We start from the raw sequence: 19472 nt of genomic DNA, 5'->3' as shown, positions 1-19472 counted from the left end.
TGTCGCAGGCTAGACGCAAAGGACGCCAAGTAGAAGAAACTTTTATTTTTTATCATGCTGCCGTTAATACAAACACTGCAATTGATTGTTAATCCGACAAAATTTTTAGAAGAGTCCGCTGTTAAGTACGGTGACTTGTTTACGGTGCGGGTTTTGGGGTTAAATTCGCCGCCAGTGGTCTTTTTTAGCAGTCCGGAAGCGATCGCTGAGTGTTTTGCGGTTCCAGCGAAAGAGTTGGATTTTAAAAAGGCAACTCATGTGTTTGAGCCTTTGTTTGGCTCAAATTCGATTGTATTGCAAGAAGGGCGATCGCACAATCGCCAACGGCAGTTATTGATGCCGCCTTTTCATGGCGATCGCATGAAGGATTACGGTCAAGCCATTTGCCAAATCACTGAAGAAGTCACGCGAATTTGGACGCAAGGTACGACTATTTCTATGCAGCAAGTCATGCCAGACATCACTTTGCAAATTATTTTGCAAGTGGTGTTTGGTATGAGTCCCGGTGTGCGTTACCAAAAATTAAAAGAACTGCTGAGTTCTTTATTAGAAGATGTCACTAAACCTGGGTATTCTACCTTGTTTTTCTTTCCGCCTTTACAAAAAGATTTAGGTGCATGGAGTCCTTGGGGAAACTACCTTAAAAGGCGAGAGGAAATCGACAAACTGATTTATGCAGAGATTGATGAACGGCGTTTGTCCAATGATGCTTCGCGTACAGATATTCTAACTTTGTTGATGTCAGCGCGTGACGAAAACGAAGAGCAGATGACAAATAAAGAGTTACGCGACCAATTAGTTTCTCTGTTGCTTTTGGGGTATGAAACAACAGCAGCAGTCTTGGCGTGGGTGTTTTATTTAATTCACTCCCACCCTTTGGTAAAAGATAAGCTGATGCAGGAATTGAATACTTTGGGAGATACACCCAATCCTGAAACTATTACTCAATTACCATATCTAGGCGCTGTCTGTCAGGAAACACTGCGAATTCACCCCATTGCTCTAATTTGTACGCCGCGAATGGTAAAAGATACAGTAGAAATTGCGGGTCAGAAATTTACATCGGGGACAGTTTTAGTTCCCAGCATTCATTTAGCGCATCGACGTGCAGAAACTTACCCTGAACCAGAAAAGTTTAAACCAGAAAGGTTTCTCAACCAAAAATTTTCACCTTATGAATATTTGCCTTTTGGTGGAGGTTATCGTGGTTGTATCGGTGCAGCATTTTCTATGTATGAACTGAAATTAGTAGTAGCAAGTATTTTATTACATTTTCAACTAGAGCTTGTTGATAATCGTCCAGTGCGTCCAGTACGTCGTGGCATTACGATTGTTCCTTCTGGGGGTGTGCGGATGGTTGTTACTAAAGAGATGAAGAAGGCGAATAATTTTGTGTATTTGTAGCTATTGCTCAAGATATAAAGATTAAGGAACCACAGATGCACACAGATTAACACAGATAGTATTCTCGTCTTCTTCCTCTATGTTCTTTGTTGCTTCGTGTGGGTTCGTTTATTATCCAATCACAGGATTTTTGATATCTTCCTTCTTTTATATCTTGATGTAGATACTCTCCTCAGTTTTCAGCGTCAAAATTAAGCAGTAAAAGGACGCGAGGAGATAATGAACTTATGCCAGAAGAGCATCGGCTAGAGGAGCACATGCTTTCGCAGGAAGCCGAAAGGCAGATATCTAAACAGCTAGATGGAGCTGAAAAAATAGACGTAGATGTACAAACCGACCTACTGAAAATGTTTCAGGGACAAGCTGATGGGGTTTCCGTTGCAGGTCGCGGACTGGTGATGCGAGGTATCCGCGTGCAGGACATAAAACTGCAAACAGATAGCGTTGCCATTAATCCATTGAGTGTTCTTTTTGGTCAAATAGAACTGAACCAGCCAGTCAATACCAGTGCTCGTGTTGTACTTACAGAAGCAGATATTAACCATGCCTTGACCTCAGAGTTTGTTCGTAGCAAGATGCCAAACTTTGAGTTGAATGTAGATGGTGAAATTGTCGGTTTACAGCCACAAGAGATACAAATTCACCTAATAGATAATGGTAAGATGGCATTTACGGGAAAGGTTTTGTTAACAGAAAAAGGAAATACTCGCCCGATAAGTTTTACAGCACAGGTTTTTCCACGAACTGAACACAAACCCATAATGCTAGAAAGCTTCAACTGTACTCAAGGAGAAGGCATTTCACTTGAAGTCGTTGTTGCCTTAATGCAAAAGGTAAAAGAACTTGTCAACTTACCATATTTGGAGTTTGATGATGTAGTATTTCGTGTCAAAAATATGGAAGTGCAAAAGAATAGTATGACACTTTTGGTAGATGCTCGTGTCACACAAATACCTACGATGGAAGGTAATTTTTAGTTGTAAGTTGTTAAAAAATCTCGCTAACCACTAACCAGTCCATTAGCAATTATCTGTTATGAAAAGTAACATCATCAAAAAATCCTACCTAAAGGTTAATTTTTCTGACTGCCGAATGATGTAAAGCTGTCAACATCTTTCTAAAATCGGGAGTATATGTACTTCCCGAAACTTAAACTATGCAAACGTATGATGTTGTAATTATTGGAGCAGGACACAATGGGCTAGTTTGTGCTGCTTATTTGCTGAAAGCTGGCTATAGCGTCTTACTCCTAGAAAAGCGTTCTGTTCCTGGTGGTGCAGCTACAACAGAGGAATGTTTGCCAAAAGAAGCTCCTGGATTTAAGTTTAACTTGTGTGCCATTGACCACGAGTTTATTCACTTAGGACCAGTCGTACAAGAATTAGAACTCGAAAAGTACGGCTTAGAATATTTGGAGTGCGATCCAGTTGTTTTCTGTCCTCACCCTGACGGGAAGTATTTTTTAGGTCATAAGTCGTTAGAAAAAACTTGTGCAGAAATTGCCCGTTATAGTGAACGGGATGCTAAAAAATACGCAGAATATACAGACTACTGGCAACGGGCAATAGGTGCAATGATTCCCATGTTTAACGCGCCGCCAAAGTCAGTTTTAGATATTCTTGGCAACTACGACATCGCAAAGCTGAAAGATTTATTTTCCGTCATTGGTTCTCCTAACAAGACGCTGGACTTTATTCGCAACATGTTGACCAGCGCTGAGGATATTCTTAACGAGTGGTTTGATTCAGAATTTCTCAAAGCGCCTTTGGCAAGACTTGCAGCAGAACTGGGTGCGCCTCCCTCGCAAAAAACCATTGCCATTGGTGCAATTATGATGGCGATGCGTCATGACCCAGGGATGGCAAGACCGCGTGGCGGTACTGGTGCATTAGTACAAGCCTTGGTAAACTTAGTGACGAGTAAAGGCGGCGTTATCCTAACGGATCAGCATGTAGAGAAAGTTTTAATTGATAATGGTCGTGCGGTTGGTGTGCGGGTGGCAAATGGTACAGAATATCGCGCAAAAGATGGAGTCATCTCAAACATTGATGCCAAACGGGTGTTTTTGCAATTGATTGATGATAGTGATGTCGATGCAGCCGATGCAAATTTGCGAGAAAGATTAGAACGCCGCATCGTCAACAACAACGAAACCATTCTCAAGATTGACTTGGCTTTAAACGAACCGCCGCGCTTTGAACATCACGAACACAAGGATGAATATCTCATTGGGTCTGTTTTGATTGCAGATTCTATTGCTCATGTTGAACAAGCACATAGTAAATGTACCTTAGGAGAGATTCCAGATTCTGACCCCTCGATGTATGTGGTTGTGCCGACAATGTTAGATCCATCAATGGCACCACCAGACAAGCATACCGTGTGGATTGAGTTTTTCGCCCCGTATCAAATTGCAGGTGCAGAAGGCACGGGTTTGAAGGGTACAGGTTGGACGGATGAACTGAAAAATAAAGTTGCAGACAGGGTGGTTGATAAATTAGCAGACTACGCGCCAAATGTGAAAAACGCACTTATCGCCCGTCGCGTGGAAAGTCCGGCGGAACTGGGAGAAAGATTGGGCGCGTACAAAGGAAATTACTACCATATTGACATGACCCTGGATCAGATGGTGTTTTTCCGTCCCCTACCAGAGATAGCGAACTACAAAACCCCAATTGAGAATTTGTTCCTCACAGGTGCGGGAACTCATCCAGGCGGTTCGATTTCCGGAATGCCAGGACGCAACTGTGCGCGAGTCTTTTTGCAGAATAAACACCCCATAGCACAGACACTTAAGGATGCACGGGATTCGATTAAGTCAACAGTTGAGTCGGTATTTAAGATTAATTAATCATTAGCGTTGAATATCACTGACTTAAGGAAAAACTAAACAACAGGAACCTCACCCGCCCACCCCCTCTCCGCTAAGCAGAGAGGGGGTTGTATTTTCTCCTCCTCACTTGTACGCAAAGCTCAAAATCCTAATCCATTTAAATGCAAAATGCAAATAGCTATAATGCTTTAACCTCATTTTTAAGTATTCCGATAAAGTTTTCGGGGTTTTATTTATAATAATTCCGATAAACTTATGGGGATTTAATTCCTAACAATTCCGATGAATTTATGAGTATTTAATTTGTCAAATTTTCAAGATATTTAATCCGTAATTTCTCAATTTAAACTTGGAGATTATTTTATTAATATAAAATTGAGATGTGCCCGTGCTTCAAGACACTGGGCAGATGCATTTCTATTTTTAATTAACCATAATCGAGAGGTAAGTAGGTTTTATGGGTAAAGAAAATCCTTCTACAACTATTGCTATTATTGGTGGTGGCTTCAGCGGTTCGATGGTCGCTGCTCATTTGTTACAAGCAGCAACTTTTCCTCTCAATATCAAGTTAATTGAGCGCAATTCTTTATTAGGACGAGGAGTAGCCTACGGCACTTATTCTCCTTATCATCTTCTCAATGTTCCTGCTGGACAAATCAGTGCTTTTCCCAATAACCCTGACCACTTTCTGCGTTGGGTTCAAAGGCAAAACGACACAATAGGAGGTTTTGTCACCTCTGAAGTTACGGCAAACTCTTTCGTTCCTCGTAAGATTTATGGTGGCTATGTTCAGGCTATCTTGGATGAAGCAGAAACTACTGCGCCCGATTATGTGCGTTTAGAACGAATCACTGATGAAGCTGTTGGCATTGAGCCGGGAAATGTAGGTGCAACCGTGTCCTTAAGCAACGGTCAAACTATACAGGCAGACCGAATTGTTCTAGCTTTAGGCAATTTTTCCCCAGCCGATCCACCCATTCAAGACCGTTCTTTCTACAAAAGCAGCCGCTATAAAGCCAATGCATATTCTGCTGAGGCGTTGACAGACCTCGACTCCGACGACTCAGTTTTGCTGATTGGTTCAGGGCTGACGATGGTAGATTTAACTCTCACCCTATTCCGACAAGGTCATAAAGGCAAGATTTACACTGTCTCGCGACATGGATTATTACCTCTTGCTCACAAAACAATTCCTTCCATAGCTCCCTTTGTTGCTATCGACCAAGCTCCCAAAACAGCTCAAGCGTTGATGCACCTCGTCCGCCAAGAAGTAGAATCGGCAGCTGCTTGTGGTCTAGACTGGCGGGCTGTCATTAACTGTCTGCGCCCAGTCACTCAAAGCTTGTGGCAAACTCTTCCTCTCGGCGAAAAACAGCGCTTCTTACGTCACGTTCGAGCTTACTGGGATATCCATCGTCATCGAATTGCACCAGAGATAGCAGAGGTCGTAAACAAACTACTTTCTTGCGGTCAACTCGTCATACAGGCAGGTCGCATCCAGGCTTACCACGAGGATGAGCGTGGTGTCGATGTCACCGTTCGCAAGCGCCACACCACAGAAGACCTTGTATTACGGGTGAACCGCGTCATTAACTGTACTGGTCCTGCCTCCAACTATGAAAAGTTGGCACATCCGTTAGTCAAGAGCTTGCTGTCTAAGGGTCTTGTTTGTTGTCATGTCTTAAAAATGGGACTCAAGACAGATGCCAATGGAGGGCTGTTGGACGCAAATGATGTAGCTTCAAAGTTTTTATACACACTCGGTCCCACACGTCAAGGCGACCTTTTGGAGACGATCGCAGTCCCGGAGATTCGAGAGCAAGCAATGCTGTTGGCACAGGAGTTATTGTCTCGACCCAATGCACCAGACAGTTCGCTCTTGAGAACAGTTATCAATCAATCGAATAGCAAGCTTGTCAGGTAACCCGATGTTTAGGGCAAGTTTGGCTTTGAAAGTCTTTTGCACTGTCTACCTTAAAAAGTTAAGGATAAAGAGTCGTATGCTATTTCGCCAGTTATTTGATAAGGAATCAAGTACCTATACTTACCTCATTGCCGATATCAAAACGAAGACTGCTGTCCTTGTTGATCCGGTTTTAGAACAATTTGAGCGGGATTGTCAGATTCTTCAACAATTAGAACTTACTTTACGTTATTGCCTAGAAACTCACGTCCATGCTGACCACGTTACCAGTACAGGTAAGCTGCGAGATGCAACTGGGTGTGAGACAGTCGTTCCCTTTGGGGCAGAAGTGCCTTGTGCAGACCGCTATATTACAGATGGAGAAATCTTGCAGTTGGGGTCAGTTGTGATTGAGGCGATCGCCACTCCTGGTCATACGAATGCTCACTTAGCCTATCTCGTCAACTCTGAACGTGTTCTCACGGGTGATGCCTTGTTTATCCGAGGTTGTGGAAGGACTGATTTTCAAAGCGGGGATGCTGGTACTTTATATGACTCAGTGACACAGCGGCTATTTACTCTACCCGATGAAACTCTGGTCTATCCAGGTCATGACTATCAAGGTTGTACTGTTTCAACAATTGGCGAAGAAAAACGTTGCAACCCGAGATTTGCTAAACATGAGCGTAATAGCTTTATTGAATTGATGGGGAATCTCAAGTTAGCCTTTCCTAAAAAGATGGTGGAAGCGGTTCCTGCTAATCAAAATTGTGGTCGTGTCTTGTCTACTTTCAACAAACACATTCCGTAACAGCAGATTGACCAACTAAATCAAAGCCCAAAGAATACGGCGTTAACAGTTATCAATTATCAGTTATCAGTTAATCCCCATGCTTGAAAGCAGGGGATTTAAATGAAGAGTATGGCTATACAAACAAAGACTGCCGGGAGCAGGCTCTAACAGTAATTGTTCGTAGCTTTGGGTAATGGTAGCGCGGGAAATACTGAGAGATTGAGCAAGCGATCGCGTCGAAGGCAATTTTTGTCCTGGCGCTAAAGAGCCTTTTGAGTATCGCCCGCCGCAGTTCCTGCCTATTGCCTATTGCCTATTCCCCATTCCCCATTCCCTTCCTCTACAAACCTTGCTACATTATCACAGAAGAAATAGGCTGAGAACATCGGGCATTTATCAACAGGAACTATTCAATCTATGGCTAAACTTTTTGAATCCATCACTGAAGAACTGCAAGAATTTATTGAAGCTCAACACCTTTTCTTTGTAGGTTCTGCACCCTTAAGTCCCACTGGTCATGTTAACCTTTCTCCTAAAGGTCTAGGAGGTTTTCGCGTTCTTTCTCCCCATCGTGTAGGTTACTTGGACGTGACAGGTAGTGGTAACGAAACCTCAGCCCATCTGCAAGAAAATGGGCGAATTACTTTTATGTTTTGCGCTTTTGCTGAACCCCCAAGTATTCTCCGTCTCTACGGTAAAGGATACACAGTTATTCCCAGTTCGCCAGAATGGGAAACTCTGTATCCCTTGTTTCCAGAGATTCCCGGAGCGCGTCAAATTATTGTAGCGGATATTGAAACAGTGCAAACCTCCTGTGGTTTTGGCGTACCACTTTATGAATATAAAGGACAGAGGGAGACTTTAGTCAAATGGGCTTTGAAAAAAGGTGAAGCCGGACTTAAAGAATATCATCAGCAAAAAAATCTGGTCAGCATTGATGGTTTAGCAACTCCATTGAGTAAGTCATGAGGCTATTGATAAGTTTTGGCTCTCTTATTGGCTGATTTTGGCGCAAAGGTAGTTGTATGTGATAGCCTTAGGTGATTTCTAGGTTTGAGTGAAGCCCACTCTACTAATGCGATACAGAGGTAGTACCAGCAAACCGATCTCCACTCGTGTGTTCCGAAGCGCTCACTCAAGCACACACAAGCATAAACTATTTTTGACCTCATATTCCGGTTAGTGTCTTTAGTTTTTTGCCATCCTTAGCAGTTGCAGACATTAAGCATTGGTTAAAAAAAGATTAAATAAAATTCCTAAGTGTGGTATGTTTGACACTACACATGAATTAAATTTCATATGAATGGTTATTTGTTTGCCATTGCCGGAGGCGATCGCTATTGTCAAACTTCACTCTCGAACTGTCCAGAAGCGCCGCTTGCGTCACGTTGGAAATAACAAAAGCCTATTGCATTCAAGCAAATGAAAAGCAGCACAAATTCGTCAGTTGACTGCGTAGAAAAGCTCAAGGTACTGGCAGATGAAACCCGTCTGGCAGTATTAGAACTGTTAATCGACAGTCCCAGGTATGTGGGACAGATGAACGCAATTTTGGGTTTGGAACAAAGCTTGCTCTCCCATCATTTGCAAGTTCTGCGTCGGACAAAGTTTGTCGTTGCAAAGCGTGATGGGAAAGCAGTTCTCTACAGTCTTGCTCCAGAGGTAGAAGTCACCGCAGACAAGGCTTTGAACCTTGGCTGTTGTGTCCTCTCTTTTTACAAAAAGCTCTAACAGGGTTGCGAAATCAATGATCAAACGTTCACAAGTTCTAGTTCCCCTAGCTATTGGATTGGCGACTTGCTTTTGGTTGCAAGGCTGCTCTTCAGCAAACAAATCTGCAAATAATAATACAAAGAATTCTCAGGGAAAACTCGTCCTCACTGGTTCTAGTACAGTGGCACCGTTAGCAGCAGAAATTGGTAAGCGGTTTGAATCTGGGCATCCTGGTGTGCGAGTTGATGTGCAATCAGGGGGGTCTTCTCGCGGTATTTCTGATGCTCGCCAAGGTGTGGCTGATCTTGGCATGGTTTCCCGTGCTTTAAAGCCGGAAGAAAAGGATTTAAAAGCATTTTCTATCGCCCGTGATGGGGTGACGGTGATTCTCCACAAAGACAATCCAGTACCATCTCTCAATGACAAGCAGGTTGTAGATATTTACACAGGCAAGGTGACGAACTGGAAGCAGGTGGGTGGTAAGGATGGGGCGATTACGGTTGTGAACAAAGCCGAAGGGCGTTCCACTCTGGAATTGTTTACCCACTACTTCAAACTAAAAAACACCGACATCAAAGCACAAGTGGTCATTGGTGATAACGAGCAGGGAATTAAGACTGTCGCAGGAAACCCTAATGCAATTGGTTATGTCTCAATTGGATCGGCAGAAAATAGTATGGCGAATGGAGAATCCATCAAGCTGCTGCCTGTAGGCGGTGTAGCAGCGACAACAGCTAATGTGCAAAATGGCACTTTTCCTATTGCCCGCCCACTTAACTTGGTCACCAAAACCGAACCCCAAGGACTGGCAAAAGAATTTATTAACTTCGCGCAATCACAGCAGGTCAGTGACATTGTTAAAAAGCAAAACTTTGTCGTCGTCTCCAAATGACTTATGGTTAATTTGGATACTTAGAGCTTTGGCGGTTATAGCAGGGGCGATCGCACTCTTAATTGTCGTCTTTCTCATCTTAGAGTCGTTACCAGTCCTCAACCATGTGGGACTTACACGCTTTTTTACCGACTCCTCCTGGAACCCAACCGCAGGGCTATATAATCTCTTACCCATGTTGTTGGGTACACTCTTGGCAATGGTTGGCTCCGTGCTAATCGCTACACCTATCGGGATTTTATCCGCTGTTTTTTGCCAATTCTACGCCCCAAGGGCAGTGGCTGGGCTCTACCGCCGCTTAATTGAATTGCTAGCGGGAATTCCTTCTGTCGTCTATGGGTTCTGGGGATTGGTGGTGCTAGTTCCCCTTATTGGAAAGATACATCCACCAGGACCAAGCTTATTGGCTGGCATTGCTATTCTGACAGTGATGATACTGCCGACAATTGCGCTTGTTGCCGATGCTAGTCTCGCGAAAGTCCCAACCTCTTACCTTCGAGGAGCAGCAGCCTTAGGATTATCCCGTTGGGCAACTATCCGCAGAGTCGTGTTTCCTGCTGCCAAATCAGGATTATTTACAGGTATGATTCTCGAAACAGGTCGCGCTATTGGCGAAACAATGGCAATTCTCATGGTATGCGGTAATGTGGTACAGACTCCAAAAAGTCTATTTGACCCCATCCGCACGCTAACGGCTAATATTGCCCTAGAAATGGCTTATGCCACGGGGGATCATCGTTCTGCACTGTTTGTTAGTGGTTTGGTGTTGATGGGAATGATTGTGCTGTTGGTTGCGATTGCCGAAGTTATCAGTCAGGGGAAAATTTATGGGTGAACCTGTTGTAAATCCTAAAGATTGGCTGCCAACAATCATTGTTTGGACAACTGCTGCTTTGGTGACTGGTATTTTCCTGTGGATACTTAGTGATATCCTTTGGCATGGCATAGGACACTTGTCCTGGGAATTTCTTACGACTGAACCGCAAAACGCTGGTAGAGAAGGGGGAATTGCGAGCATTCTCGTTTCCACCTTCCTAATTATGGGAGTGTGTATGGCAGTTTCCATTCCTATAGGTGTTGGGACGGCAGTTATGCTGGCAGAATTCACCCCAACAGATAGTTGGTTTGGTGGGTTAGTGCGGCGCAGTTTAGATGTATTGGCAGGCGTACCCTCTATCGTTTTTGGATTATTTGGCAACGTCTTCTTTTGCAAAGTTTTAGGACTGGGGTTTTCTATCCTGTCGGGAGGATTGACTTTGGCGTGTATGGTGCTACCAATCTTGATTCGCTCCACAGAAGAAGGATTTCGCGCTGTTCCAAATGAGTATAGATTGGGAGCCGCAGCCCTTGGCTTCTCCCGCACAACAACTCTATTTCAACTCTTGTTACCCGCTGCTGTCCCTGGTTTAGTTGTGGGATTGGTGCTTGGTATTGGTCGAGCGATCGCAGAAACTGCGGCTTTAATTTTTACCAGTGGTTACGTAGATAGAATGCCAGAATCACTGCTAGATTCTGGGCGTGCTCTTTCCATTCATATTTTTGATTTATCAATGAACATCTCTGGGGGAGATGCTAATGCCTACGCCTCAGCATTAGTCTTGCTGTTGCTACTGCTGTTGATTAATGGTACAGCAGCATGGATTGCAGAACGTTGGTTGCACAGGAGAATTTTTTCGGTATGAAACCGACCGAGTCTATACAGACGAATGTCGCCACTGAAATGACTGAACCGTTCATTCAAACGGAGAACTTAACCCTAGAATACGGGCAAAAAACCGCGTTTGCTAATGTCAATTTGGACGTCAATGCGGGGGAAATTTTGGCATTGGTTGGTCCTTCCGGTTGTGGGAAAACTAGCTTCCTCAGTTGTCTGAATCGCTTGACGGATATGATTCCACAGTGTCGAGTCAAAGGCGCAATTCGGATTGGAACTTTAGAAGTGCTGAATACGAAAATCAATGCGATCGCACTGCGGCGTAAAGTCGGCATGATTTTTCAAAAGCCGAATCCTTTTCCTTTATCAATTTGGAAGAATTTGGAATTACCACTGCGAGAACATGGTATCCGCAAGCGGGAGCAAATTGATGAGATTGTAGAGACAAGCTTACAGGATGTGGGACTGTGGGATGAAGTCAAAGACCGACTGCATACCTCCGCTTTGGCACTTTCTGGTGGACAGCAGCAGCGTTTGTGCATAGCTAGAGCTTTGGGTTTGCAACCACAAGTTTTGTTATTAGATGAACCTTGTAGTGCCCTCGATCCCATTTCGAGTGGGATTGTCGAAGATTTAATCACTAGTTTGCGTCAGCGCTATACCCTGATAGTTGTTACGCATAACTTGGCTCAAGCCAAGCGCATCGCAGATCAAGTTGCTTTGTTTTGGGTGCAGGAGGGTGTTGGGCAGCTGATTGAGTCGGGTTCGGTGAAGCAAATTTTTGAGTACTCCCAACATCCCCTAACAGCTGCTTATGTGACGGGTGCAAGGGGTTGATTGCAAAGAGTAATGGGTACACAGTTGTTAGCAAGTTCCGCAATTCTTCTGATCACTCCCCTATGGCTAACGACACGCTACGCGAACGTCTGAGTGAGAGGCTTCTTGCGGAACTTGCTAAATTTAATCATCATGAATTTGAATAGTCTCACCGTTGCCACGAGTAATACTCAAAGCATTGAACTCCTGATCGTCATAGTTGCCAACTACGGTGACTTGTTCTCCTACGGAAAGACTAACAGGTTGTCCCCGATGAGGTTCTGCCTCAACGATGACTTGTCCCTTACCATTGTCAAGAATGAACTTATCATCTAACAGCTTAGTAACTTTACCGGAGATAGTCATAACACGAGCGTTTGGCAAATTCTCAATTTGAGTTTGCGCTTTCTGGGCTCCTACCTGAAAGGGAATTATCAAGGCAGCCAAGCCAATTAGGACGATGCTAGGTAGAAGATTGAATTTCATTCGTTAAGACCTCCAATCTGATGTGTAACTGACGCCTATTTTTAGATTGCCGGATAAAAGTAACAAGAAAGTAACAACAAGGTTTTAAGTCAGGGAATTTCTCTGATCACCAATGAAAATCCTTCTTGTCCAGTTTGCAGTCCCAGTTTTATAGCGCTTCTCGTTTGGATGAAGTAATTATTTATCTGTGTCCATCTGTGTCCATCTGTGGTTCTCCTAACTTGATGTATTGCACTCAACCAAGAAGGGCTATAATTAGAGCTTAGACGTGAAGGGTAGCTGGATTTGGAAGGTGGAACCTTCACCCAAACGGCTTGTCGCTATAATTTGTCCTCCATGTGCCTGGACAATCTGCTGTGCGATCGCCAGTCCTAACCCGAAGCCTCCAGAAGAGCGCGATCGCACACTATCAACTCGATAAAACCGCTCAAAGATATGGGGTAAATCTGCCTCTGGAATTCCAATACCGCTATCCTGTACTTCAATAACCACCCAACGAGACTCAAGGAAAACTCGTAAGCGAACCCTACCTCCAGACGGTGTGTAGCGGCAGGCATTACTGAGAAGATTTGTGACTGCTTGCCGCATCAAATCTGGATTTATTCTCAACATCACCCATTGTTCAGGAAATTCGCTCGTGAATTGTAAGTTTTTTGTCTTTGCTTGGTAAGTGTATTCCTCTACTAATGGCTGGAGCCAGCTAACCAAATTGATGAGATTGAGTGCCTCCAGTTTTAACTGCCCTTCATGTCGAGCTAAGAATAACAAATCGCTCACCAACATTCCCATTGATTCAGCAATCTGGTCGATGTTTTCCAGGGAACTCTGCTGTTGACAAGGATCAATTGGTTCAAGCAAGCCAAACTGAGCATTGTTCCGAATTGCTGTCAAGGGCGTCCGTAGCTCGTGGGAAGCATCAGCTGTGAACCGCTGTAATTGCTCGTAGGATTGGCGAATTGGCTGCATTGCCATTCCCCCAAGGAACCAACCCGTCAAACCAATTGCGCTCAGAGCAATGGGTACGCCTACTATCAAAAACAGTCTCAGCGACCATAACGTTTCCTCAACAGGCGCTAAAGAAGCGGCTATCTCCAGATAACCGATTAATTGTCCATTCTGGAAAACAGGAAGTGTTAATTGACGCAGCCGTTCATTTGGAGGAACAGTGGTGGAAACGCTCTGGCTTAACTCAATCGTTTGAAACCCTGGTTTATTCTTCAACCACTCTGATGGAGTGACACCAAAAAACTCTAGTAGTTGCTTTTTTGGAGTATACCACCGGGCATAAACAATTGCGTTGTCAAAGGGCAAAGCTTCACCACCCAAAATGGGGACATCTTCGAGACTAATGCGCTGCTGTTCTTGGTAAAGTCCATCTTCAACACCCGCCGCCATCAGCCGACTTGTATTGTAAAGTTCTTGGTCAAACGCCCGCAATTGGTCTTTGGCTTCTAAAAAGTAAAGTATTGCTGCAAAGATAACCAGAATACTCCCCATCGAAAGGGTAAACCAGCGAGCTAGGTTACGGCGACTGCGGCTGAATAAGGTAGGAACGAGCAATTTCATGACTCAGGAGCAACCAATCGATATCCCATACCATAAACAGTCTGTAGCCAATCTTCTGCTCCCACCGTCTGTAGCCGCTGCCGCAGTCGATGCACTAACATCGTTATCGCTTTGCTATCTGGCTGTGTATTCCATTCCCAAAGTGCCTGTTCGATTTGGTCATGAGTAAGAACCTGTCGGGGATGTCGTAGAAAATATTCCAGCAATTGAAACTCTCGACCCGACAACTGGACTGTCAGTTCCTGGCGCTGTAGCGTTAAAGTATTGAGATCGAGCTGTAGATCGGCTAACTCTAGCGTGTCACCTTGCCACAGTGGAGCTCTGCGTCCCAATGCTCGCACTCGTGCCAACAGTTCGAGCAAACTAAAGGGTTTAACTAGATAGTCATCTGCACCAACATCCAGAGCAGACACTTTATCCAAAATCGCATCCTTAGCAGTGAGAATCAGTACCGGAGACGTTTTTCCAGCTTGGCGATACTGTTGACACAGACTAATACCACTGACCTTGGGCAGCATCCAATCTAAAATCAACAAGTCATAGTCTCTCTGTGTCATTAACCACTGGGCTATTTCACCATCTTCAACCCCATCCACAATATGTCCGACTTTAGAAAGCGAACCCCGTAGTGGCTGTAACTGAGTGACATCATCCTCCACAAGTAAGATTTTCATTCGCCATGTCGCTGTACTTTCTCTTTATTTTTCTATCATGATTTAATCATTAAGCTTTCTTTGTCTTATGACTCGACCCCGTTGGCTGCAATTTCTGATTAAGTTAGGACTAGAGTTCTGGCTGCCAATACCCTTGATAGGGCTGTTTTTTTGGTTGAGCACGGGTTTGCTAACGCATCAAGTCTTGAGCTATACCTATGACACAACCGCACAATTACACGCCGACTCAAAACATCAAATTCATTTTTCTGTTTCGCTTGCTGTCATGTCTATTGAAGCCCTAATTGAGCGAAGAGAGAAGTTGACTGAAGTAAAGGTTTACACTGCTGATTCGGTTTTAAAGCAGATGGAATTTGAATTTCCAGTGACTGAATATGCTCAAATCGATGCAGCGATCGCTCAAACTTTAGGATTACCGATAACAGCAATTAAGCAGTTAATACGTTATCGAATCGAGAACTAACTTAACGTGAGTTCGACGAACTAGAAACTCTGAAAGACTTGTCTAGAAAAGGTTTTGAAAAATCGTAGCTTCTAAAAGTTTCTGAGCTTATTGAGAATAAAGTCAGCAACTCAAGAATTCTGTTAATTATTGACTTTATTCCAATACGGTTCAGTTAGAGCTAAAACAGTAATGCATGCGTAGGTTGGGTTGAGGAACGAAACCCAACATTCTCGTTGAGACAACTGCTGATTTGGGGATTCCCGCTTATACTGACTATGGAACTGTAGCAATAATATCTCTTACTCCAGGAGCACGCGGAAATGTTTCACAACTGACTCCGGTGTCATTTCCCAGTATTAGGAGATTGGGTGCGATCGCTCTCACCGAACCAACCAGAAATGGGCAAGACGCAGAAACAGAAGCCGAGTTTCAGCAACGTATTTATGGACTGCTTCGTCGCCGCGAAACCCTTATCAGTGAGGATGATTTTGAGGCAGCAGTAGTTGATTTTTTAGGAGTTGGTTCTACAGCGCTGGCAATTGGAAGATTAAAGCCAGATAAGATTACTTATCAAAATGGGTATGTAGGAGTATTTGGACTCAATGCAGACGGTAGCGCTTTAAGTACTGGACAACTCTCTGCACTGAGTGATGAGCTTAACCGTAAAGCTGCAATGGCAACTATCACCGTTTGGACAATTGAAACTTTTACGGTTAATGTTGATGTGGTTGTTGGCATTCAATCAGGCGTGTTACCTGATGCGATCGCTTTATCTATTCAACAAAACGTCAGAGACTTTCTTTTTCCTGGCAAGTTACCAGCAGGTGAGAGTGTTTATCCTAAAGCTTTAGAAGCGCGAATACAAGCAATTCCTGGGGTTGTTTTAGGGGTGATTGATGTTAAGCTTAATGGTTTTGCTATGCCTCAACCTATACCGCATCTTTGGACAGTAGGTGTTTTAGGAATGTTAAAAGTCACAGTCAATCTTAATGGTGGAAGGGGGCTATCTATTAGTTTTAACTATTAAGATTGCTGCAATTACATTAGTCTTTTAGAATATCGGTAATTCGGGAGCAGCTAAGGTATCCAGAGCAGATAAATGACGAAACTCAACGCAACAAAGGTTAGCATTATCGTCAGTATCCCTGATTCTTATCGTTTTACCGACATTTGGTTAAAAGTTGAGTAAAAGTGTAGTCAAGCTAACGGTTCTAATCTAATTTAGAGAAAAACAGCGGTTGTCGTTGAAATAGGTTGAAATCGGGAGCATTAACTTGACGAAAATAAGCCGTTGTAAGGCTGTGCTACACAAAAATGCCCAAACGTGTAGTTGTTTCTGATTTGGCTGGTGAATTTTTCCGTAATCATTAAATTTAGTTTTGAAGTAGTATCTATCACCTGCAATTTGGTAAGGTTTAATACATCCATCAAAGGTGGAAAATGATTAACAGACAAACTACTCAGCCACAAAAAATCTTAATTTTGGCAGCCAGCCCTGTAGACCAAGCAAAACTACGCTTGGATGTGGAAACGCGTGAAATTGATCAAGGTTTACGACGTTCTCGGCATCGTGACAAGTTCCAACTAGAAAAGCAAGGAGCAGTACGAATTGATGACCTGCATCGAGCTTTATTAGATACTGAACCCCAAATTGTTCACTTTTGCGGTCATGGTACTGGGGAAGATGGATTAGTATTTGAAGACGAACTTGGCAATACTAAAGTAGCCAGTACAGAAGCTTTGGCGAATTTGTTCGAGTTATTTGCTGGTGAAATTGAGTGCGTTGTACTTAATGCCTGTTTTTCACAAGTGCAAGCGAGCGCGATTGTTCAGCACGTTGGCTATGTAATTGGCATGAACAAAGCTATTGGGGATAAAGCCGCGATCAAATTTTCCATTGGCTTTTATGATGCTTTGGGTGGTGGAAGGTCTGTAGAAAACGCTTATAAGTTTGGTTGCTATGCAATTCAAGCTGAAGGTATTCCAGAACATCTTACCCCTGTTCTCAAAATCAATACTGCATGGAAGTCTGTATTGGAGAAATCTTCACAGCTATCCAATGCCTCTGCAATAGAAGATTCATCAACAGAGACTTCAAATAAACCCAAGACTTCACAACCCAAAAACATCCACCAACAAGCAGGAGATAATGCTAAACAAATTGGGGAGATTGGGTCAGCAGGAACAATCAATTTTTAGTGAATCAAAAAGATAATGATGGATCAAAGAGCTGGTAATAATGCTGTTCAAATTGGGGAGATTGGGTCAGTAGGGGTACTCAACTTTAACACTCATTCTACAAAAGATAAGCTTATTCCCTTTCAAGCTCCACCCCTGCCACCTTACTATGTAGACCGTCCCGAATATAGTCAAGACTTAAAAAAACGTTTGCTTACAAAGTCTTCAGATGAGCGTACTTTGGTTGTGACTGCCATTCACGGCTTAGGTTCTATCGGCAAATCAACCTTAGCTGCTGCTTTGGCACATGACAAAGAAGTACGAACTCATTTTTGTGACGGCATTCTCTGGGCAACATTAGGTCAGCAGCCTAATCTTCTACCTCTGCTGAGTGGCTGGGTACAAGAATTGGGAGGTGACAGCTTAAATGTCACTAGCGTCGAAGCTGCTTCCAATCAACTGCGTACACTGCTGTATGACAAAGCTGTGCTGCTAGTAGTAGACGATGCTTGGAATACACAGGATGCACAAGCATTTAATGTTGGTGGAGCGCGTTGTCATGTTTTGGTAACAACCCGCGACGCGGCGATCGCTGATGTATTAGAAGCCAGCACTTATTCTCTGAATGTGATGACACCAGAGCAGGCGATGAAACTGTTAACTAATAAATTAGGACGCCCGCTCAAAGAAGCAGAACATCAGTCAGCGTCCGATTTAGCCAAAGAACTTGGGTATCTTCCTCTCGCATTAGAATTGGCAGCAGCTCAAGTTGAAAGCCATGTATCTTGGGCAGTTCTGTTACAAGATATTCAACAAGAAATTGCCCGGTTGAAAACATTTGACAGACCTGGAGCCAGAGATGCTACTGATGAAGTTTCTTTAAAACGTCTCAGCTTAAAAGCATCGTTAAATTTGAGCATAAAGAAATTGTCAGACGAAACACGAGAAAACTTCATTTGGCTGGGAATATTGCCGGAGGATGTAAACATTACTCAGGCTTTTACTGCAACGCTGTGGGATATGGATGATGACAGGGATGCTGTAGATGAGTTACGCGGCTTGCACAGTAAAGCGCTGTTATTAGTTGGAGTTCCTTTGGCAGATGGAACTCCAACCTACCGTTTACATGACTTATTTCATGATCTTGCACGTAATTTGTTAACAGCAGAACCAAAACCGAAGCGCGGCAATCTACCAGGATTAGGTATAACTCTACCTGCTGCCCACGCCACATTATTGGACAAGTACCGGAATTTAACCAATAAAAACCTCTGGCATACTCTTCCTAATGACGGTTATATCCATCAGCATCTAGTCTGGCATTTAGAAAAAGCTGAAAAGGTAGAAGAGATTCACGAATTATTGCGGGAAGAGTCAAAAACAGGAGGTAATGGTTGGTATGAAGCCTGCGATCGCTTAGGACAAACTGCCAACTTTGTAACTGATGTTGCTCGTGCTTGGCAATTGGCAGAAGCAAACTGGACTGAAACAACCCTGCCTCAAGTTATTGGGTTGCAGTGTCGCTATGCTTTGATTATTGCATCCCTTAATAGTCTGGCAGCTAATTTACCAGTAGAACTGCTGATTGCGTTAGTTCAAAAAAATGTATGGACTCCTGACCAAGGACTCGCTTACGTGCTACAAAGCTCGAATCCAGCACAGAAAGCAAACTTGCTTACACAACTAGCCAATCATTTGCCACCAAACCTAAAAGAATTTGGACTAAAGAAAGCACTGGCTGCTGCTAGGGAGATTCAGTATGAGTCTTATCGCGCCTATGTCCTAAGTAATTTGGCTGATAAACTGCCAGAATTGTTAAGTGAAGCACTGGCTGCTGCTAGGGAGATTCAAGATGAGTATAGTCGCGCCAATGCCCTAAGTAGTTTGGCTGATAAACTGCCACCTGAATTGTTAAGTGAGGCACTGGCTGCTGCTAGGGAGATTCAACATGAGTCTTATCGCGCCAATGCCCTAAGTAGTTTGGCTGATAAACTGCCAGAATTGTTAAGTGAGNCCTGAATTGTTAAGTGAGGCACTGGCTGCTGCTAGGCAGATTCAAGATGAGTCTTCTCGCGCCAATGCCCTAAGTAGTTTGGCTGATAGACTGCCAGAATT

The 19472-nt window shown here is 43.7% G+C and carries 18 protein-coding genes and 1 pseudogene; 15 read left to right on the top strand and 4 right to left on the bottom strand.

What is annotated here, in order from left to right:
* The first annotated feature begins 54 nt into the window (after positions 1-54).
* From AACT52_RS39430 to AACT52_RS39410, 5 genes are all read left to right on the top strand, one after another.
* Positions 55-1404, top strand: a complete 1350-nt coding sequence (locus tag AACT52_RS39430; protein WP_073628826.1) for a cytochrome P450 — start codon at positions 55-57, stop codon at positions 1402-1404.
* A 227-nt stretch (positions 1405-1631) separates the two neighbouring features.
* Positions 1632-2381 (top strand): LmeA family phospholipid-binding protein, encoded by a 750-nt coding sequence (locus tag AACT52_RS39425; protein ID WP_073628824.1) that lies wholly within the window; start codon positions 1632-1634, stop codon positions 2379-2381.
* A gap of 179 nt (positions 2382-2560) precedes the next feature.
* Positions 2561-4255: a beta-carotene ketolase CrtO gene (gene crtO / locus AACT52_RS39420; protein ID WP_073628822.1), complete on the top strand. Its 1695-nt coding sequence runs from the start codon at positions 2561-2563 to the stop codon at positions 4253-4255.
* 439 nt (positions 4256-4694) lie between these two features.
* A complete protein-coding gene (locus AACT52_RS39415) occupies positions 4695-6161 on the top strand; it encodes an FAD/NAD(P)-binding protein (RefSeq protein WP_073628820.1) in 1467 nt (488 codons plus the stop codon).
* Positions 6162-6237: 76 nt separating this feature from the next.
* On the top strand, positions 6238-6951 hold the full coding sequence (locus AACT52_RS39410) for an MBL fold metallo-hydrolase (RefSeq protein ID WP_073628818.1): 714 nt from the start codon (positions 6238-6240) through the stop codon (positions 6949-6951).
* Positions 6952-7095: 144 nt separating this feature from the next.
* On the opposite strand, the pseudogene AACT52_RS39405 reads toward AACT52_RS39410, so the two are convergent.
* Positions 7096-7243: pseudogene (locus AACT52_RS39405) on the bottom strand (GntR family transcriptional regulator); the annotation flags it as partial.
* Positions 7244-7350: 107 nt separating this feature from the next.
* Here AACT52_RS39405 and AACT52_RS39400 point away from each other — a divergent pair.
* The 6 genes from AACT52_RS39400 (at position 7351) to AACT52_RS39375 (ending at position 12029) form a co-directional block, all read left to right on the top strand.
* Positions 7351-7902, top strand: a complete 552-nt coding sequence (locus tag AACT52_RS39400; RefSeq protein ID WP_073628817.1) for a pyridoxamine 5'-phosphate oxidase family protein — start codon at positions 7351-7353, stop codon at positions 7900-7902.
* 453 nt (positions 7903-8355) lie between these two features.
* A complete protein-coding gene (locus tag AACT52_RS39395) occupies positions 8356-8664 on the top strand; it encodes an ArsR/SmtB family transcription factor (protein ID WP_073628815.1) in 309 nt (102 codons plus the stop codon).
* A 16-nt stretch (positions 8665-8680) separates the two neighbouring features.
* Complete coding sequence (locus AACT52_RS39390; protein ID WP_083630109.1) at positions 8681-9538, top strand: phosphate ABC transporter substrate-binding protein; 858 nt, start codon at positions 8681-8683, stop codon at positions 9536-9538.
* On the top strand, positions 9519-10373 hold the full coding sequence (gene pstC, locus AACT52_RS39385) for a phosphate ABC transporter permease subunit PstC (protein ID WP_083630121.1): 855 nt from the start codon (positions 9519-9521) through the stop codon (positions 10371-10373). The genes AACT52_RS39390 and pstC overlap by 20 nt, the downstream gene beginning before the upstream one ends.
* Positions 10366-11220, top strand: coding sequence for a phosphate ABC transporter permease PstA (gene pstA, locus AACT52_RS39380; protein ID WP_073628811.1), 855 nt, complete (start codon positions 10366-10368; stop codon positions 11218-11220). The genes pstC and pstA overlap by 8 nt, the downstream gene beginning before the upstream one ends.
* On the top strand, positions 11217-12029 hold the full coding sequence (locus AACT52_RS39375) for a phosphate ABC transporter ATP-binding protein (RefSeq protein ID WP_073628809.1): 813 nt from the start codon (positions 11217-11219) through the stop codon (positions 12027-12029). The genes pstA and AACT52_RS39375 overlap by 4 nt, the downstream gene beginning before the upstream one ends.
* Before the next feature lie 123 nt (positions 12030-12152).
* Here AACT52_RS39375 and AACT52_RS39370 read toward each other — a convergent pair whose 3' ends face one another.
* The 3 genes from AACT52_RS39370 to AACT52_RS39360 form a co-directional block, all read right to left on the bottom strand.
* Positions 12153-12494 (bottom strand): hypothetical protein, encoded by a 342-nt coding sequence (locus AACT52_RS39370; protein ID WP_073628807.1) that lies wholly within the window; start codon positions 12492-12494, stop codon positions 12153-12155.
* Between the two features lie 255 nt (positions 12495-12749).
* Positions 12750-14060 (bottom strand): sensor histidine kinase, encoded by a 1311-nt coding sequence (locus AACT52_RS39365; protein WP_073628805.1) that lies wholly within the window; start codon positions 14058-14060, stop codon positions 12750-12752.
* The gene (locus tag AACT52_RS39360) at positions 14057-14734 is read right to left on the bottom strand and encodes a response regulator transcription factor (RefSeq protein WP_073628803.1); all 678 of its coding nucleotides are present in this window, start codon (positions 14732-14734) and stop codon (positions 14057-14059) included. Before AACT52_RS39360 ends, AACT52_RS39365 begins: the two co-directional genes overlap by 4 nt.
* A 67-nt stretch (positions 14735-14801) precedes the next feature.
* Between AACT52_RS39360 and AACT52_RS39355 the strand changes: the two genes are divergently transcribed.
* The 4 genes from AACT52_RS39355 to AACT52_RS39340 all read left to right on the top strand — a co-directional run bounded on the left by AACT52_RS39355 (position 14802) and on the right by AACT52_RS39340 (position 19376).
* Entirely contained in the window at positions 14802-15197 is a 396-nt protein-coding gene (locus AACT52_RS39355; protein ID WP_073628801.1) for a hypothetical protein, read from the top strand.
* A 208-nt stretch (positions 15198-15405) separates the two neighbouring features.
* Positions 15406-16206: a baseplate J/gp47 family protein gene (locus tag AACT52_RS39350; RefSeq protein ID WP_083630107.1), complete on the top strand. Its 801-nt coding sequence runs from the start codon at positions 15406-15408 to the stop codon at positions 16204-16206.
* Between the two features lie 413 nt (positions 16207-16619).
* Entirely contained in the window at positions 16620-17378 is a 759-nt protein-coding gene (locus AACT52_RS39345) for a CHAT domain-containing protein (RefSeq protein ID WP_073628797.1), read from the top strand.
* Positions 17379-17393: 15 nt separating this feature from the next.
* Entirely contained in the window at positions 17394-19376 is a 1983-nt protein-coding gene (locus AACT52_RS39340; protein WP_233153828.1) for an NB-ARC domain-containing protein, read from the top strand.
* Positions 19377-19472 lie beyond the last annotated feature (96 nt).

The sequence above is a fragment of the Scytonema sp. HK-05 genome (genome assembly GCF_963872035.1).
Classification (GTDB): Bacteria; Cyanobacteriota; Cyanobacteriia; order Cyanobacteriales; family Nostocaceae; genus Kalymmatonema.
Note: the sequence above shows the minus strand (reverse complement) of the source record. Positions and strands in the feature narration are given on the sequence as shown.

Excerpts from the sequence above, each read along its gene's own strand:
- AACT52_RS39430 (WP_073628826.1), top strand. The coding sequence starts at position 55 with ATGCTGCCGTTAATACAAACACTGCAATTGATTGTTAATCCGACAAAA.
- AACT52_RS39345 (WP_073628797.1), top strand. The coding sequence starts at position 16,620 with ATGATTAACAGACAAACTACTCAGCCACAAAAAATCTTAATTTTGGCA.
- crtO (WP_073628822.1), top strand. The coding sequence starts at position 2,561 with ATGCAAACGTATGATGTTGTAATTATTGGAGCAGGACACAATGGGCTA.
- AACT52_RS39400 (WP_073628817.1), top strand. The coding sequence starts at position 7,351 with ATGGCTAAACTTTTTGAATCCATCACTGAAGAACTGCAAGAATTTATT.
- AACT52_RS39355 (WP_073628801.1), top strand. The coding sequence starts at position 14,802 with ATGACTCGACCCCGTTGGCTGCAATTTCTGATTAAGTTAGGACTAGAG.
- AACT52_RS39360 (WP_073628803.1), bottom strand. The coding sequence starts at position 14,734 with ATGAAAATCTTACTTGTGGAGGATGATGTCACTCAGTTACAGCCACTA.
- AACT52_RS39375 (WP_073628809.1), top strand. The coding sequence starts at position 11,217 with ATGAAACCGACCGAGTCTATACAGACGAATGTCGCCACTGAAATGACT.
- AACT52_RS39425 (WP_073628824.1), top strand. The coding sequence starts at position 1,632 with ATGCCAGAAGAGCATCGGCTAGAGGAGCACATGCTTTCGCAGGAAGCC.
- AACT52_RS39395 (WP_073628815.1), top strand. The coding sequence starts at position 8,356 with ATGAAAAGCAGCACAAATTCGTCAGTTGACTGCGTAGAAAAGCTCAAG.
- AACT52_RS39365 (WP_073628805.1), bottom strand. The coding sequence starts at position 14,060 with ATGAAATTGCTCGTTCCTACCTTATTCAGCCGCAGTCGCCGTAACCTA.
- pstA (WP_073628811.1), top strand. The coding sequence starts at position 10,366 with ATGGGTGAACCTGTTGTAAATCCTAAAGATTGGCTGCCAACAATCATT.
- AACT52_RS39415 (WP_073628820.1), top strand. The coding sequence starts at position 4,695 with ATGGGTAAAGAAAATCCTTCTACAACTATTGCTATTATTGGTGGTGGC.
- AACT52_RS39410 (WP_073628818.1), top strand. The coding sequence starts at position 6,238 with ATGCTATTTCGCCAGTTATTTGATAAGGAATCAAGTACCTATACTTAC.
- AACT52_RS39390 (WP_083630109.1), top strand. The coding sequence starts at position 8,681 with ATGATCAAACGTTCACAAGTTCTAGTTCCCCTAGCTATTGGATTGGCG.
- AACT52_RS39370 (WP_073628807.1), bottom strand. The coding sequence starts at position 12,494 with ATGAAATTCAATCTTCTACCTAGCATCGTCCTAATTGGCTTGGCTGCC.